Source organism: Streptomyces sp. NPDC043685, assembly GCF_056436585.1.
This window is the reverse complement of sequence record NZ_JBWKCH010000003.1, coordinates 71,987-88,463: the sequence shown is the minus strand read 5'-3', so window position 1 is coordinate 88,463 and position 16,477 is coordinate 71,987. Positions and strand designations below refer to the sequence as shown.

Genomic DNA, 16,477 nt, shown 5'->3' with positions numbered 1-16,477 from the left:
TCTTGGCGGTACCTTTTGCCGCGCCGGAAGAAGGAGCGGCTCGCATGAACGGGTATGCGACCTCGGACCCCGACGCCGTCACGGCCGCGCCCGGCGGACTGCTGGATCTGTTGAAGGTCGCGGCCGTGGTCCTGGACGCGGGCGGGCACATCGCGCTGTGGAGCCCCGAGATCGAACAGCTGCTCGGCTGGACCGCGCAGGAGGCCCTGCGGCAGCGCGCCGACACCCTCCTGGTCTCCCCCGCGAACCGCACCCGGGGCAGGGAACTGTTCGCCCAGGTCAGCACGGGTGCGCGATGGGCGGGAGTGTTCCCGCTGCGGCATCGCGACGGCACGGAACGTGCCGTGGAGTTCCGCACGATGCGCCTGCTCGACCCCGACGGGCAGCCCCACCTGCTGGGGCTCGCCACGGACGCCACGACCGTGCGGAAGGTGGAGCGGGACCTGGCTCTCTCGCACAGCCTCGTCAACCAGACCCCGCTCGGCATCGCCGTCTTCGACAACGACCTGCGCTGGGTCGGGGTCAACCCCGCGCTGGAGCGGATCAACGGCGTGCCCGAGGAGGCCGTGCTGGGGCGCCGGATCGGCGAGGTGCTGCCGGACCTGGACGTGCCGACCATCGAGGCCCGGATGCGGCACGTCCTGGAGACCGGCAGGCCGCTGCTCGACCAGCAGACCGTCGGCCGGACGGCGGCGGACGACCAGGACCGCGCCTACTCCGAGTCGTACCACCGCATCGAGGACACCGACGGCCGGGTGCTCGGACTGGCGATGGCCGTGCTGGACGTCACCGAGCGCCAGCAGGCCGCCGCCGAGGTCGCACAGGCCCGCCAGCACCTGTCGGTGATCGCCGACGCGGGGGTGAGGATCGGCACCACGCTCGACCTCCAGCAGACCGCCAGGGAACTGGCCGACGTGGTCGTGCCGCACCTCGCGGACCTGGCCGCCGTGGACGTGCTGGAGTCCGTCGTCGCCGGCGGCACCATCGTGCCCGTGTCGGGCGGCGCCCCGGCCGAGTTCCGGGCACTGGCCGTCGCGGCCGGCTACCCCACCGACGCCATCCACGCCGCCGACCCGGTGGGCGAGCTGGCCACGTACGGCTCGTCACGGATCATCACTCAGTGCGTCCGCCATGCCCGCCCGGTCCTGGTCGAGCACGTGGACGGCAGGATGCTGCGGCGTCTGGCGCGGGACGCGCGGGCCGCCCAGGCCCTGCACGAGGCCGGGGCCCACTCCTACCTGGCGCTGCCGCTGATGGCCCGCGGCAAGGTGCTCGGCACGCTGTCGCTGTTCCGCACGGTCAACGAGCGCCCCTTCGACGACCGGGACCGGGTGCTCGCCTCGGAACTCTCCGCCCGCGCCGCGATCTGCATGGACAACGCCCGCCTCTACGGCCGCGAACGCGGCACCGCCCTGACCCTCCAGCGCAGCCTGCTGCCCAGCACGCCCGCCGAGCGGGAGGGACTGGACATCGCCGCCCGCTACCGCCCGGCCCTCAGCGAGGTCGGCGGCGACTGGTACGACGTCCTGCCGCTGGGCCCGGGCCGCACCGGGCTGGTCGTGGGGGACGTCATGGGCAAGGGCGTGCAGGCCGCGGCGATCATGGGACAGCTGAGCACGGCGACCCGGGCTCTGGCCCGGCTGGATCTGCCGCCCGCCGAGCTGCTGCGGCACCTGGACGACATCGCCGGCTCCCTCGGGGACGCGATCGCCACCTGCGTGTACGCGGTGTGCGACCTGCGGCGCGGCACCTGTGAGCTGTCCAGCGCGGGGCATCTGCCGCCGGTGCTGGTCGGGGCGGACGGCGAGGCGCGGCTCATCGACGTACCGGGCGGTGTGCCGCTCGGGGTCGGCGGTGTGGAGTTCGGCACGGTGGAGGTGGACCTCGCCCCCGGCTCGCTGCTCGCCCTGTACACGGACGGGCTGGTGGAGAACCGCGTGGAGCCGATCGACGCCGGCATCGACACCCTGACCCGGCTGCTCCGGACGGCCGGGCCCAGCCTTCAGCGCGCGAGCGACAGTCTGCTCGGCGCGCTGAGTCCGGAACCGGACGACGATGTGGCCCTGCTGCTGGTCCGCACGCGGGCCTGAACAGCGACGGCTCAGGCATCACCCCTGCGGGGAGCGCACAGGGCCCAGATGATGAACGCGGACATCGCGATCATGACCACGGACCAGACCGGGTAGGCTGGCAGGGACAGGAAGTTGGCGATGATGACGAGTCCCGCGATGCCCACGCCGGTGGCACGCGCCCAGCCCGCCCCCTGGAACAGGCCCAGGCTGACGAGGACGGCGACCACGCCCAGGATGAGGTGGATCCAGCCCCAGCCGGTGAGATCGAACGCGAAGATGTAGTTCCGGGTCGAGACGAAGACCTCGTCCTCGGCGATCGCCGCGATGCCGCGGAAGACGGCCAGGATCCCGGCGATCATCAGCATGACGGCCGCGAAGACCATCATTCCGGTGGCCAGGCCGTGCCTCGCCGACGTGTGCCCGTGCGTGGGGTGAGTGGCGGTCATCTGCTGCCTCGTTTCTGCCGGGTCCGGCGCGGTCAGCGACCGGAGGTGGGGGTACCGGGGGCGGAGGCCCCCGAGGTTCCGGAGCCGCTCAGCACCAGCTCCTTGGCCCTGCGGAACTCCTCGTCCGTGATGTCACCGCGGGAGCGGATCTCGGACAGCCGGGCGAGCTCGTCGACGCTGCTGGGCCGGTCCTCGCCGCTCCGGGCGGTCTCCCTGATGTGGCTGTCGAAGGCCTGCTGCTGCGCGCGGGCCCGGTCCGTCTCCCGGCGGCCCATGTTCCGGCCGCGGGCGAGGACGTACACGAAGACGCCCAGGAAGGGCAGGACGACACAGAAGACCAGCCAGCCGGCCTTGGCCCCGCCGCTCAGGGAGTCGTCGCGGAAGATGTCGAGGATCACCCGGAAGAGCAGGACGAACCACATGATCCAGAGGAAGAACCACAGCATCGACCAGAAGGCGCTCAGCAGGGGGAAGTCGTACGCCAGGTAGGTCTGCGCACTCATGTCCGTCCTCCGATCCGGGGGCACGCCCGACGGCCGTCCCCGTCGATCCCAGCCTGCCGGGGGTCCGGGCCGGGCTGCCTCACCCGTGGCGGGTGATCCCCGCGCGGCGCCAGGGCGCTGGAGTGGTGGGGCAGGCCTTGTGGGGTGTCCGGGTGCCGGGCAGGACCGAGACCGAGAGTCACGCGATGGACCGACCAGCGAAGGTGCCGTACCGGCGGCGGCCGGGGCACCGGCGTGCGGCGGTCTCGGCCCTCGTGCGGACCCTCCTGATCGCGGCCGGGCTCGTCGCCGTCTACTACGTGCTGCCGCTGGACGGGCGCGCCACGAGCGGCGACTCGGTGGTGCTGGTCTGCGGTCTGCTGCTCGTGACCGTGGTCTTCTGGTGGGAGGTGCGGGCCATCGTGACCTCGTCCCACCCCCGGCTGAAGGCCGTCGAGGCCCTGGGGACGACGCTGGCGCTGTTCCTGCTGCTCTTCGCCGGCGCCTACTACCTGCTGGAGCACAACACCCCGGGCTCGTTCAGCGAGCCGCTGACCAAGACGGACTCCCTGTATTTCACGCTCACCACCTTCACCACCGTCGGCTACGGAGACATCGCGGCCCGGTCCCAGACGGGGCGGGTGCTGACGATGGTGCAGATGACCGGCGGGCTGCTGCTGGTGGGCGTGGCGGCACGGATCCTGGCGGGCGCGGTGCAGGCGGGACTGCGCCGGCAGGGCCGGGATCCCTCGGACGACTTCCCCTCGCGGCCGGAGCGCTGAGCCATGACCGAACCGAGCCCCTTCTCGACCTTCCTGTCACCGGCCGAACGGGCGGCCACGGGCCGGGACGCGCGCAAGCGCGTGCCGCGCTCGTCGCAGGCCGGGTTCGAGGCGGGCCCGGACCGGTTCGACCCGGTCGAGGTGGTGGAGCGCCAGTCGGCCACCCGCGTACCGGAGTTGGTGCCGCTGCGCTACGGCCGCATGCTCCAGTCGCCGTTCCGGTTCTACCGAGGCGCGGCGGCGATCATGGCGGCCGACCTCGGGGCCACCACCGACACCGGGCTGCGGGTACAGCTGTGCGGGGACGCCCATCTGCTGAACTTCCGGCTGCTGGCCTCGCCGGAGCGCCATCTGGTCTTCGACATCAACGACTTCGACGAGACGCTGGCCGGGCCCTTCGAGTGGGACGTCAAACGGCTCGCGGCCAGTTTCGCCATCGCCGGCCGGGCCAACGGCTTCTCGGCGGCACAGCAGAACAGCGCGGTGGAGACATGTGTCCGGACCTACCGGCGGCGGATGCGGGAGTTCGCCCGGATGCGCACGCTGGACATCTGGTACGCCCAGGACGACGCCGACCGCATGCGCGAACTGATGGCCGCGTCGCTGTCCAAGGAGGCCCGGCGACGCACCGCCCGGGCCACGGCGAGCGCCCGGACCCGCACCCATACGCAGGCCTACGAGAAGCTCACCCGGGCCACGGCCCAGGGGCGGCGGATCACACCGGACCCACCGCTGATCACCCCGTTGCGGGACCTGGTGACCGACAGCTCGCCGCACGGCCAGGAGCAGGAGCTGCGCGCCGTCCTGGACGGCTACGCCCGGTCCCTGTCCTCGGAGCGCCGGCATCTGCTGCGCCGCTACCGGCTGGTCGACATCGCCCGCAAGGTGGTCGGGGTCGGCAGCGTCGGCACCCGGTGCTGGATCGTGCTGCTCCTCGGCCGGGACGACGACGATCCGCTGCTGCTCCAGGCCAAGGAGGCCCAGGAGTCGGTGCTCGCCGCCCACAGCGGTGGTGGCCGCTGGGACAACCAGGGCCGGCGCGTTGTGGCGGGACAGCGGCTGATCCAGACGACCAGCGACATCCTGCTGGGCTGGACCCACGCGGTGGGGCTCGACGGGCACGAGCGGGACTTCTACGTACGGCAGTTGCGGGACTGGAAGGGCATCGCCCGGCCGGAGACCATGGACCCCGGCCTGCTCCGGCTGTTCGGGCAGCTGTGCGGCGCGAGCCTGGCGCGGGCCCACGCCCGCTCGGGCGATCCCGTCGCCATCGCGGCCTACCTGGGCCGCGGCGACCGCTTCGACCGCGCGCTCACCGCGTTCGCGCAGGCGTACGCCGATCAGAACGAGCGGGATTTCGAGGCCCTGGGCGCGGCGGTCCGCTCGGGCCGTATCTCCGCAGCGACGGAGTGACCGCCCGGCCCCCTCCGGCACGGGAGGGTGCGCGGGGCGGTGCTGTCTCCGTCTCCGTCTCCGTCTGCGTCGACCGGGGCCGGGCCGCTCGGCGCCCGACGGGCGGGACCGGGAGCGAGCCGCGCCGGGCCAGGCCGGCGGTTTCGGCGCAGGACAACCCACGGGCCCGCCTCCGGCGACGGCCGGCACAGCCGCTCGCGACGACCGTGCCTGAAGCAGGCGGACGGTCACCCGTGGGGGCGGTCACCGGCCCCGTGGGCGGCCAGGGCGGCACGGGCGGTCACCGTCGGTCCGGGCGGGCAGTTCTCCCCCGGGACGGGCTGCGCGGCCGGCCCCGGAGGACGCGGACGGCCACCCGTGCGGGCGGTCACCGGCCCCGTGGGCGGCCAAGGCGGCGCGGACGGTCACCGTCGGTCCGGCCAGGCAGTTCTTCCCCGGGACGGACCACCCCGCCGTCCCGGACCATGCGGACGGCCACCCGTGCGGGCGGTCACCGGTCCCGTGAGGGTCAGGGCGGCGCCGACGTCCACCGTCGGTCCGGCCAGGCAGTTCTCCCCCGAGACGGGCTGCGCGGCCAGCCCCGGAGCATGCGGACGGCCACCCGTGCGGGCGGTAGTCGGTCCCGTGAGGGTCAGGATGGCGCGGGCGGTCACCGTCGGCCCGGCCAGGCAGTTCTCCCCCGGGACTGGCCGCGCACGCGGGCAGCCACCCGTGCGGGCGGTTGCCGGTCCCGTGGGCGGCCAGGGCGGTGCGGGCGGTCACCGTCGGGCCGGCTGGGCGGTTCTTCCCGGAACGGGCCGCGGCCGACGGTGGCCGGGGCGAGGCGGGCAGTCCTGCCCGGGGCGGTGGGCGGGGAAGCAGAACCACCCGTGGCGGGCGATGCGGGGCGGGCGCGGGAGGGGTTCGCTGGGGTGCACGCACCTCGCCTACGGAGCCGTGCGGCCCTGCCCAGGCGGCTCGGAACGGGGGTATCGGCCATGTGCCGCTGGCTCGCCTACTCGGGCACTCCCGTGCTGCTCGACGACGTCCTCTACCGCCCGGAGCACTCCCTGATCGACCAGAGCCTGCACGCGCGGATGGGGGTGGAGACCACCAACGGCGACGGTTTCGGCGTGGGCTGGTACGCGTGGCACCTGCGCACCCCCGCCGTCATCCGGGACACCGGACCGGCCTGGAGCAACCGCAACCTGCGCGAGATCGCCGACCACGTCCGCTCGCCCCTGTTCTTCGCGCATGTGCGTGCCTCCACCGGCTCGGCCGTGCAGCAGACGAACTGCCATCCGTTCCGCCACGGGCGCTGGATGTGGATGCACAACGGGGCGATCGACGGGTTCCGCGCACTGCGCCGGGACCTGATGCTGGCCGTGGACCCGGGGCTGTTCCCGTCGCTGGAGGGCACGACGGACTCCGAGGTGATGTTCCACGTGGCGCTCACCTTCGGGCTGGACGGTGATCCGCCGGGCGCGGTGGCCCGGATGACGGGGCTGATCGAGCGGCTGGGCCGGGAGCACGGGGTGCCGCAGCCGCTGCAGATGACCGTCGCGGTCACCGACGGGGAGCGGGTGTGGTTCTTCCGGTACTCCAGCGCCGGCACGTCACGGTCGCTGTACTACAGCAGCAGGGTGGAGGACGTCCGGGCTCTCCACCCCGACCTGGGGTTCCTCAACCATCTCTCCGACGAGACGCGGCTGGTCGTGTCGGAGCCGCTGGGCGATCTCCCGGGCGTGTGGAACGCCGTACCGGAGAGCACGTACGGCGTCGTGCAGCCCGGCCGGTACCTGCTGCGGCACTTCGAGCCCGAGCCCGTCTGATCGCTGAGGTCCTCCGCCTCAGCGCAGGTGCGCGGCGAACGCCTCGTAGGCGGGCTGGTCGAAGAGGACGAACCTGACCTCCTCGACGGTGGTGTCCGCCGCCCGTACGGTCGCCAGCGCGATACGGGCGCCGTCGTCCATGGGCCAGCCGTAGACGCCGGTGGAGATCGCGGGGAAGGCGACGCTGCGGGCGCCGAGTTCGCCGGCGACGCGCAGCGACTCGCGGTAGCAGGAGGCGAGGAGGCCGGAGCGGTCCTCGCCGGTGCTGAACACCGGGCCGACGGTGTGGATGACCCAGCGGGCGTCGAGGTCGCCCGCGGTGGTGGCGACGGCCTGTCCGGTGGGCAGGCCCTTGCCGAGGTGCGCCGCGCGGAGCCTGCGGCAGTCCTCCAGGATGGCGGGGCCGCCGCGGCGGTGGATGGCCCCGTCGACCCCTCCCCCGCCCAGCAGTGAGGAGTTGGCGGCGTTGACGATCGCGTCGACGCTCTCGCGGGTGATGTCGCCCCGGACCAGTTCGATGGTGGTCATGTCTGCCTCAGTCGCTTCCATACGGCCTTGGCCGCGTTGTGCCCCGACATGCCGTGCACTCCAGGGCCCGGCGGGGTCGCCGACGAGCAGATGAACACGGCCGGATGAGGGGTGTGGTAGGGGAACAGGGTGGGCTTGGGGCGCAGCAGGAGCTGGAGGCCGGAGGCCGCGCCGGAGGCGATGTCCCCGCCGACGTAGTTGGCGTTGCGGGCGGCGAGTTCGGGCGGGCCGGCCGTGGCCCGGGCCAGGACGCGGTCGCGGAACCCCGGGGCGAAGCGCTCCAGTTGACGCTCGATGGTGTCGGTGAGGTCGCCGGTCCAGCCGTGCGGGACGTGCCCGTAGGCCCAGAAGACGTGCTTGCCGGCCGGGGCCCGGGTGGGGTCGACGACGCTCGGCTGCACCGTGATCAGGAACGGCTTGTCGGGGGCCCTGCACTCCCGGGACACCGCGCGCAGGGCGGCGCCGATCTCCGCGCTGTCCGCGCCGACCTGCACCGTGCCGGCGACGCGGGCCTCCTTCGCGGTCCACGGCACGGGGCCGTCCAGGGCGTAGTCGATTTTGAAGGCGCCCGGTCCGTAGCGGTAGTCGCCGTAGTGGTTGCCGAGGCCGGCGATGCGGGCCAGGGCGGTGGGCGAGGTGTCGAAGACGTACGCCCGGGCCGGTGGCAGGTCGTCGAGGCGCTTGACCTCGTAGTCGGTGTGGACGCTGCCGCCGAGGTCGCGCAGGTAGGCGGCGAGGGCGTCGGAGAGGGACTGGGAGCCGCCGCGGGCGACGGGCCAGCCGCGGGCGTGGGCCGCAAGGGCGAAGACCAGGCCGACGGCGCCGGTGCCGAGGCCGCCGAGGGGTGCCATGACGTGGGCGACGAGCCCGGAGAAGAGGGCCTTGGCCGGTTCGTCGCGGAAGCGGCGCATCAGCAGCGTCGACGGGGGCAGCCCGGTCAGGCCGAAGCGGGCGAGGGTGACCGGGTCGCGGGGCAGCGCGGTCAGCGGCAGGGACATGAAGTCCCGGGCGAGGGTGTCCCACTTGGGCAGGAACGGCGCGACGAGCTTGCGGTACGCGCCAGCGTCGCGCGGGCCGAAGGAGGCGGCCGTCTCACCGACCGTCCGGGCCAGCACGGCCGCCCTGCCGTCGGGGAAGGGATGCGCCATGGGCAGCTCGGCATGCAGCCACTCCAGGCCGTAGCGCTCGAGCGGCAGGGCGCGGAACGCCGGTGAGTTGACGGCGAGCGGATGGGCCGCGGAGCACGGGTCGTGCCGGAAGCCGGGGAGGGTGAGCTCCTCGGTGCGGGCCCCGCCGCCCACGGTGCCCTTGGCCTCGAAGACGGCGACGGAGAAGCCGCGGCGGGCCAGTTCCACGGCCGCGGTCAGTCCGTTCGGCCCCGCACCCACTACGACGGCATCGAGCATCGACTGCACTGTCGGACCCCTTCGTCAGCCGACGGCCACTGAGGATCAGGATAGGCCCGGGGACTGTCCGTCACCGGACGCGGGCTGTTTCGGCCGGGAAAGGCCGGTTTGCTCCGGCCGGAGACCTCGTCGGCGCACGCTGGGTGTCCGTTCGTGTGCGCCGGGCGACCGGCCGGGTGCTCAGGCACCGCCCGCGAGCAGGCCCGCCACCTTGCGGGCCGTGGCCGCGTCCCGGGCCGCGGTGAAGGGCAGGACATTGCCGCCCGTGATGCGGAACGGCTCGCCCGAGCGGGTCAGATGAGCGCCGCCCGCCTCTTCGACCAGGAGCAGACCGGCCGCGTGGTCCCAGGCGGCTTCCCACGAGAACGCGACCGCGTCCAACTCGCCGCGGGCGATGGCGAGATACTCCAGTCCGGCCGAGCCGCACGGGCGCGATTCCACTCCGTCGGTGCGCAGGCTGAGCAGGGCCTGCTTCTCCTGGTCCGTCGTGTAGTCCGGGTGGGAGGTGGCCACGCGCAGGTCGCGGCCGGGCTCCGGCACTCCGGCGAACAGCCGCTCCCCGTCGAGGTGGGCGCCCTTGCCCCGCTGGGCGGTGGCGAGCCGGTCACGGGCGGGCGCGTACGTCCAGGACGCGAGCAGGGTGCCGCCGCGTGCCAGCGCGACCAGGGTGCAGAACCCGGCCTCGCCGCGCACGAACTGCCGGGTCCCGTCGACCGGGTCGACGATCCAGACCGGGGCGTCGCCCTGGATCGCCTCGTAGGACGCGGGGTTGGCGTGGACCGCCTCCTCGCCGACCACGACCGAGCCGGGCAGCAGGGCCGTCAGCACCCCGGTCAGGTACAGCTCGGCCTTGCGGTCGGCGTCGGTCACCAGGTCGTGCGGGCCGCTCTTCTGGTCGACCTCGTGCGCGGCGAGCCGGCGCCAGCGCGGCATGATCTCGGTGGCGGCCGCCGTGCGGATCGCCTCTTCGACGTCGGGGGCGTGCTCTGCGAGAAACTCTTCGATGGTTTCGGTCATGTCGATCACATCTCCCATGACACCACGCGCCACTGACAGGGCGCCCCCGGCGGGTGCACTCCGGGTGGCATCGCGATGAACAGCCCTCCGCCCGGTCAGCGACCCACCGCGTATCCCTGCATCCCGCGCGGGTTCGCCGCCGCCGACAGCACGCCGGTCTCCGGGTCCCGTGCGACCACGCACAGCCGGCCCTCCGACCAGGGTCCGCCGACGGTCACGTCGTGGCCGCGGCGCCGCAGTTCCGCGACGACGGCCGGGTCGGTGCGGGACTCCACGGTCACGCTGCCGGGGCGCATGCCGCGCGGGTAGAAGGAGCCGGGAAAGCTGTCGTTGTGCCAGTTCGGGGCGTCGATCGCGCCCTGGAGGTCGAGGCCGCCGCGCACGGGCGGGCGCAGCGCGACCGCGAGGAAGAAGTGCAACTGCCACTGGTCCTGCTGGTCCCCGCCGGGCGTGCCGAACGCCATGACGGGCACGCCGTCGCGCAGGGCGATCGAGGGCGTCAGGGTGGTGCGGGGGCGGCGTCCGGGGGTCAGGGAGTTGGGCAGCCCCTCCTCCAGCCAGGTCATCTGGAGCCGGGTGCCGAGCGGGAAGCCGAGTTCGGGCACGACAGGGTTGGACTGGAGCCAGCCGCCGCTGGGGGTGGCCGAGACCATGTTGCCCCAGCGGTCGACGACGTCGAGGTGGCAGGTGTCGCCGCGGGTGGTCCCGTCGGCGAGGATCTCCGGCTCGCCCGGCACAGGGGACGCCGGGCTCTTGGCGACGGTCGGTTCGCCGACGCCCAGGGCGTCGAAGCCTTCCTGTGCGGCGGCCGCCACGCGCGCGTGCGCGCACAGCCTGGGCGTGCGTCCGCCGGGACTGCCGGGCCGCAGGTCGTTCTCGGCACGCTCGCCGACGAGGGCGCGGCGGGCGGTGTTGTACGCGTCGGACAGCAGGTCGTCGAGCGGCACGTGGGCGGCGTCCCCGTACCAGGCCTCCCGGTCGGCCATGGCGAGCTTGCAGTTCTCGACCAGGAGGTGGACGTGATCGGCCGAGCCGGGACGGGGCAGGTCGGGCGGGAGCAGGGCGAGTTGCTGGAGCAGGACGGGGCCCTGGCTCCACGGGCCGGGCTTGCACAGGGTCCAGCCGTTCCAGTCGTACGTCACCGGGGTCTCGTAGGTCGCGGACCAGCCGGCGAGATCGGCGGCCGTGAGGGTGCCGGTATGGCGCTCCCCGCTGGTGTCCCTGGTGGGGCGCCCGGCCTGCCGGACGAGGGCGTCGGCGATGAACCCGGTGCGCCACACCCGCCGGGCCGCCTCGATCCGCGCCTCCCGGTCACCCGCGCCGGCGGTCTCGGCGAGCAGCCGCTTCCAGGTGGCGGCGAGCGCGGGGTTGGCGAAGAGCTCGCCGGGGCGCGGCGCCTTGCCGCCGGGGAGGTAGACGTCCGCCGAGGAGGTCCACTCCGTCTCGAACAGCTCGCGCACGGTCTCGACGGTCTCGCCGACGCGCTCCACCGGCGCGTGGCCGTGCTCGGCGTAGCCGATGGCGTACTTCAGGACCTCGTCGAGGGACCTGGTGCCGTGGTCGCGCAGCAGCAGCATCCAGGCGTCGAACGCGCCGGGCACGGCCGCGGCGAGCGGGCCGGTGCCGGGGACGAGGTCGAGGCCGAGTCCCCGGTAGTGCGCGATAGTCGCTCCGGCCGGTGCGACGCCCTGGCCGCACAGCACCCGCACCTCCCCGCCGGCCGGTGCGAGCAGGATCGGCACCTCGCCGGCCGGGCCGTTGAGGTGCGGCTCGACGACGTGCAGCACGAAGGCGCCCGCCACGGCCGCGTCGTAGGCGTTGCCGCCGCCCTCCAGCACGGCCATCGCGGACTGCGAGGCGAGCCAGTGGGTGGAGGAGACCATGCCGAAGGTGCCCTGGAGGGTGGGGCGGGTCGTGAACATACGGCCTCTCACCTCGCTGTTTACGCGTTCCGGCCCGGACGACGGGCACTCAGGATGGACCCTGGGGAGAATCTGGGGAGTCTGCGCCAGGGACCTCCCCCTCCCGCTCCCCCAGAAGGCTATCGATCGCCCTGCGCCCCTTCTTCCCCGCCTCCGGCCTGAAGTGTTGTGACATCGCAGGTCGTCAGCGTGTAGCCAGGTGTTCAGGCACCTGGGCGCACCCCGAAAGCAACAACGACGAGTGGATCTCACACGCCAGGACAGGACGGCATCGCCGGCCAGGCACACCGGTCCAAGCCGCATCCTCGCTTTCCGGTCCCGGGAACGGTTGTGACTCCCGGCTCACGGCAGATTCCCTGCCGGCCGCCCATCCCTGTAATCAACTCCGTTTGTTTCATTGACATCTCACTCGAAATACCTACCGTTGGGAGCGCTCCCACTACAGCCTTGCAACCGGAAGGAGTCCCCCCACATGCGCAAACACAGTCCGTTAGCCGGACGTTTGTCGCCCCTCCGCCGGCCTCTCCAGGCGTTCGTCATGCTGTTCGCCGTGGTCGTCGGCGCACTCACCTGGTCGGCCCCCGCCCAGGCTCACGGCACCGTCGTCGGCCCCGCCACCCGCGCGTACCAGTGCTGGAAGACGTGGGGCAGCAACCACACGAACCCGGCCATGCAGACCCAAGACCCCATGTGTTGGCAGGCCTTCCAGGCCAACCCCGACACCATGTGGAACTGGATGAGCGCGCTCCGCGACGGCCTCGGTGGCCAGTTCCAGGCGCGGACCCCCGACGGGACGCTCTGCAGCAACAACCTCTCGAGGAACGCCAGCCTGAACAAGCCCGGACCGTGGAAGACCACCACCGTCGGCAACAACTTCTCGGTCCACCTGTACGACCAGGCGTCCCACGGTGCCGACTACTTCAAGGTCTACGTGAGCAAGCAGGGCTTCAACCCCAAGACGCAGACCCTGGGCTGGAGCAACCTCGACTTCATCACGCAGACCGGCCGCTTCGCCCCGGCGCAGAACATCACGTTCCCTGTCCAGACCTCCGGCTACACCGGACACCACATCCTGTTCGTGATCTGGCAGGCCTCGCACCTCGACCAAGCCTATATGTGGTGCAGTGACGTGAACTTCGGCTGAGCCGCGAAGCACGGACACGACATCGGCCTCGGCCGGGCGCCGGTAACCCGCCGTCCGGCCGACCGAGCCCCGTCGGGGCAGGGGCCCCATTTGGTCACCCTGCCCCGACGGGGCTTCCCGCGTTCCTCACGTGACTCTGTCGGGGATCTTGGATGGTCGGACTCAACTGCCGAGGACCGGCCGGACTTCGACCGGGGGGTCTCGATCTGGTCCAGGAAGGTCTGGAAGGCGGTTGACGGACTCGGCGAAGAGGGCTTCTCGTCACTGAGAAACCGTTTTCTCTCGCTGTAGGCGATCGGGACGCTGGACACGATCCTCTCTGTGGCGACACGTGGCCGCACCTGGCGGCAGCGAGGAATTGTCAAGACTTGTGGATGAGGAGTGGTTGCCTGCTGGCAGGCGAAGGGACTTGAGTCTCCAGTAGGGGGAGACGCAAAGGTGGGGGCATGGACGGCGACACGCTCTACTCGATCGGCGAACTCGCTCGACGGACCGGTCTCACAGTCAAGACCATTCGGTTCTACTCCGATCGCGGAATCGTGGCGCCGACGGACCGCAGCCCGGCCGGCTACCGCCTCTACAACATCGACGCCGTCGCACGCCTGGACCTCGTGCGGACCCTGCGCGAGCTGGGACTGGACCTTCCCACGATCCGCAAGGTCGTGGACCGCGAGCTCTCGCTTCCCGAGGTGGCCGCGGCGCACGCCGAAGCACTGGCAGTGCAGATCCGCGTCCTGCGCCTGCGGCGCGCGGTGCTGACAGCGGTGGCCGAGCGCGGGTCCACACCTGAGGAGACGGAACTCATGCACCGGCTGGCCCAGCTTTCCGAGGACGAACGCCGACGTCTGATCGGCGATTTCCTCGACGCCGTCTTCGGCGGTCTTGACGCCGCCCCCGCATTCGCGGGGGTCATGCGCTCGATGACCCCCGAGTTGCCCGACAACCCGGAGGCAGAGCAGGTCCAGGCGTGGGTGGAGTTGGCCGAAATATCCCTGGACCCGGATTTCCGCGCCAGGCTGCGGCGGATGGCCGAGGACCAGGCAGCCGAGCAGACCCGTAGCGACATGATGGGCCCGCGCCGCGACATTGCCGCAGCCGTCCGTGACCAGGCCGGCCCGGCCCTGACCGCCGGCATCGACCCGGCCTCGCCCCAGGCCGATCCGATCGTCGCGGCGTTCACGGCGCACTACGCGCACCTCCTCGGCCGCCCCGACGACGTCGAGCTTCGCCGTCGGCTGGCGACTCGGCTGGAGAGCGTGAACGACCCCCGCAGGGAGCGGTACCTCCAGCTGCTCGCAGTGGTCAACGGCTGGCCGGCCCCGGAGAGCCTGGCTCCAGTGTTCGACTGGTCCGTCCAGGCTCTGCGTGTCCGGACACATCAATGACGGGGCGGTCGCCAGGCGGCATGGGGCGGACGCGGCTGGCGTCGGGAGGAAACGCCGCCACATATGATCGGTTGATGAGTGCCCCGGTCGTACTTCAGGTGGCCGCGTCGCCGGTCTCTCCCGCTCTCGTTCTTCGCCCCTGGCGCATGGAGGACGTTGCCGCATTGGTCGAGGTGAGCCGGGATCCCGCACTGCGCCAGTGGGCGAACTCCGTCGTGGACAACGATGCCGACGGGGCACGCTGGGTGCAGGCTCAGCAGCAGGGCTGGGCAGTGGGGGACCGGTTCGGTTTCGCCGTCCTTGAGACACAACCCGGTTCAGTTCGCGAACAGTTGGTGGGCAACGTGGTCCTCAAAGAAGTCACCTCCGGCAAACCGGCGGCCGAAGTGGGCTACTGGACCGCGGCGCACGCTCGCGGGCGGGGAGTGGCCTCCCGCGCTCTGGAGGCACTCACCAGCTGGGCCTTCGACACCTTCGAAGCCGACGGGCTGGAGCGTCTCGAACTCCTGCACCAGGTGGACAACCTGGCATCGTGCCGGGTTGCACAGAAGAGCCGCTACGACTTCGACACCATCCTGCCCGCGGCACCGCCCTCCTTCCCCCGCGATGGCCACCTGCACATACGGCGCACGAGGGCCTGAGATCCTCCCGGCGTCTTGCTCGGTGACCTATCGATCAATCGCCCGGGAAGGTACGTCCTCCCGGGGCCGACCCACAGGATCTGAGCATTGCTCGGCGGCAGCTGCCGCCGGTGTTCGGCCCGAGCCGGCAGACAGTCTGTCGCCGGTTCGCTCAGTGGAGCCGGGACCGGGTCTGGGCCCGGCTCCACCGCGTGATCCCCGACGAACTCGGAGCGCTGGGCGAGCTGAACTGGTCGCGCTGCGCGATCGAATCCATCAGCCTGCGGGCCGCGACAGGGGGCCACTGACCGGACCGAATCCGACCGACCGCGGCAAACTGGGATCGAAGATCCACCTGATCACCGACCGGAACGGCTTGCCGCTGTCCTCGGGTATCTCCCGCGCGAACATGCACGACAGCCAGTGCATGGAACCGCTCGTGCGCGGCACCCCGCCCATCCGTTCCCCCGCGGTCCCCGGCGCCGACGGCCAGCCTGATCGTTGATCGCGTATTCGTGCTGATTACGGACGATTGCCCACGCTCAAGATCGTCTGTCCGTGCGCTCAGCGACGGACGCGGTAGCGGATGTGGGTGGCCTGCGGTGTGTCGATCACCTGGACGATCTCCAACTCAATCTCTGACGGCAACACGTCGAACAGTCGACGGCCACGCCCGAGAAGCACCGGGATCTGATGGATCTGCACCTCATCCAGCACCCCAGCCTCAAGCGCCCGCTGCGCCGTGTACGCGCCACGCACCTGCACGTCTTTGCCTCCGGCTGCGGCCTTGGCCTGTGCCATCGCGCTCTCGATCCCATCGGTCACATACGTCACCAGTGGGTAGCTCCAGCGGGCGGCCGGGCCGGGCGGGCGGTGGCTGGGCACGAAGATCGGGAGACCGCCGTGATCACCACCCCAGTGATCCATGAGCTCGGCAGTCCGCCGTCCCGCGAGCACCGCACCGGCCGCATTCCATTCGTCCTGAAATTGCGCAGCCGGCCCGGACGGCCGGCCGGACTCCGCGTCAGCGTCGGCCCACTTATGCAGCCGCTCGCCGTCGTCGCCGCCGAGGAAATCGTCGGTGTCGGCGACGTACCCGTCGACTGACACCGACATGTCGAGCACTGATCTAGACACTTCGGCCTCCTTTGGTCTTCCTCCAGGCTGGTTTCACTGCATGTAGACCTGGCGTGGCGGCAATACTCATCGGCCTGACAGACGACCCACTCCTTCATGACCCGCTCGGGGAAGACGGCGTCGAGCGCGCCGCCCGGCTCCACGCCCTGTTCGTCACACACGTACGCGTACTCCGCCGTGATCCTCTCGACCACCGACTCGGGGGTGCGCTCCTCCGCGTCGAGGAACCAGGATCTGTCCCCGGTGACCGGCGCGGACGAGGGAGATCGGCGTACGGAAGTTGAGCGAGGCGGGGTATCGCCTGACGGACCG

14 protein-coding genes and 1 pseudogene are annotated in these 16,477 nt (G+C 71.9%); 8 read left to right on the top strand and 7 right to left on the bottom strand.

Annotated features, from left to right (window positions below; all coding sequences use genetic code 11):
- The first annotated feature begins 44 nt into the window (after window positions 1–44).
- Window positions 45–2,090 carry a SpoIIE family protein phosphatase gene (locus AC0665_RS09615; protein ID WP_478609471.1) on the top strand — a complete coding sequence of 682 codons (2,046 nt, stop codon included), beginning with the start codon at window positions 45–47 and terminating at the stop codon, window positions 2,088–2,090.
- Window positions 2,091–2,101: 11 nt separating this feature from the next.
- On the opposite strand, the gene AC0665_RS09610 is transcribed toward AC0665_RS09615, so the two are convergent.
- Window positions 2,102–2,518: a DUF7144 family membrane protein gene (locus AC0665_RS09610; protein WP_363122142.1), complete on the bottom strand. Its 417-nt coding sequence runs from the start codon at window positions 2,516–2,518 to the stop codon at window positions 2,102–2,104.
- Window positions 2,519–2,550: 32 nt separating this feature from the next.
- Entirely contained in the window at window positions 2,551–3,021 is a 471-nt protein-coding gene (locus AC0665_RS09605) for an SHOCT domain-containing protein (RefSeq protein WP_478609474.1), read from the bottom strand.
- A gap of 185 nt (window positions 3,022–3,206) precedes the next feature.
- On the opposite strand from AC0665_RS09605, the gene AC0665_RS09600 reads away from it, so the two are divergent.
- The 3 genes from AC0665_RS09600 to AC0665_RS09590 all read left to right on the top strand — a co-directional run bounded on the left by AC0665_RS09600 (window position 3,207) and on the right by AC0665_RS09590 (window position 7,006).
- On the top strand, window positions 3,207–3,782 hold the full coding sequence (locus AC0665_RS09600) for a potassium channel family protein (protein WP_478609477.1): 576 nt from the start codon (window positions 3,207–3,209) through the stop codon (window positions 3,780–3,782).
- A gap of 3 nt (window positions 3,783–3,785) precedes the next feature.
- Window positions 3,786–5,195 (top strand): DUF2252 domain-containing protein, encoded by a 1,410-nt coding sequence (locus AC0665_RS09595; RefSeq protein WP_478704750.1) that lies wholly within the window; start codon window positions 3,786–3,788, stop codon window positions 5,193–5,195.
- A gap of 977 nt (window positions 5,196–6,172) precedes the next feature.
- On the top strand, window positions 6,173–7,006 hold the full coding sequence (locus AC0665_RS09590) for a class II glutamine amidotransferase (protein ID WP_363122138.1): 834 nt from the start codon (window positions 6,173–6,175) through the stop codon (window positions 7,004–7,006).
- Between the two features lie 18 nt (window positions 7,007–7,024).
- On the opposite strand, the gene AC0665_RS09585 is transcribed toward AC0665_RS09590, so the two are convergent.
- From AC0665_RS09585 to AC0665_RS09570, 4 genes are all read right to left on the bottom strand, one after another.
- Complete coding sequence (locus AC0665_RS09585) at window positions 7,025–7,534, bottom strand: O-acetyl-ADP-ribose deacetylase (protein ID WP_478510158.1); 510 nt, start codon at window positions 7,532–7,534, stop codon at window positions 7,025–7,027.
- Complete coding sequence (locus AC0665_RS09580; protein ID WP_478704749.1) at window positions 7,531–8,940, bottom strand: phytoene desaturase family protein; 1,410 nt, start codon at window positions 8,938–8,940, stop codon at window positions 7,531–7,533. The genes AC0665_RS09585 and AC0665_RS09580 overlap by 4 nt, the downstream gene beginning before the upstream one ends.
- Window positions 8,941–9,120: 180 nt before the next feature.
- A complete protein-coding gene (locus tag AC0665_RS09575; RefSeq protein ID WP_478705026.1) occupies window positions 9,121–9,966 on the bottom strand; it encodes an inositol monophosphatase family protein in 846 nt (281 codons plus the stop codon).
- An 86-nt stretch (window positions 9,967–10,052) separates the two neighbouring features.
- Entirely contained in the window at window positions 10,053–11,879 is a 1,827-nt protein-coding gene (locus AC0665_RS09570) for a gamma-glutamyltransferase family protein (RefSeq protein WP_478510159.1), read from the bottom strand.
- 472 nt (window positions 11,880–12,351) lie between these two features.
- Between AC0665_RS09570 and AC0665_RS09565 the strand changes: the two genes are divergently transcribed.
- From AC0665_RS09565 to AC0665_RS09550, 4 genes and pseudogenes are all read left to right on the top strand, one after another.
- Window positions 12,352–13,023, top strand: a complete 672-nt coding sequence (locus tag AC0665_RS09565) for a lytic polysaccharide monooxygenase auxiliary activity family 9 protein (protein WP_468403520.1) — start codon at window positions 12,352–12,354, stop codon at window positions 13,021–13,023.
- 446 nt (window positions 13,024–13,469) lie between these two features.
- A complete protein-coding gene (locus AC0665_RS09560; RefSeq protein ID WP_468403518.1) occupies window positions 13,470–14,408 on the top strand; it encodes a MerR family transcriptional regulator in 939 nt (312 codons plus the stop codon).
- A 74-nt stretch (window positions 14,409–14,482) separates the two neighbouring features.
- Window positions 14,483–15,049: a GNAT family N-acetyltransferase gene (locus AC0665_RS09555; RefSeq protein ID WP_478704748.1), complete on the top strand. Its 567-nt coding sequence runs from the start codon at window positions 14,483–14,485 to the stop codon at window positions 15,047–15,049.
- Between the two features lie 98 nt (window positions 15,050–15,147).
- A pseudogene (locus AC0665_RS09550) lies at window positions 15,148–15,520 on the top strand (transposase family protein); the annotation flags it as partial.
- A 72-nt stretch (window positions 15,521–15,592) separates the two neighbouring features.
- Here the strand turns inward: AC0665_RS09550 and AC0665_RS09545 are convergent.
- Window positions 15,593–16,165 carry a dihydrofolate reductase family protein gene (locus AC0665_RS09545; RefSeq protein WP_468403514.1) on the bottom strand — a complete coding sequence of 191 codons (573 nt, stop codon included), beginning with the start codon at window positions 16,163–16,165 and terminating at the stop codon, window positions 15,593–15,595.
- Window positions 16,166–16,477: the final 312 nt, after the last annotated feature.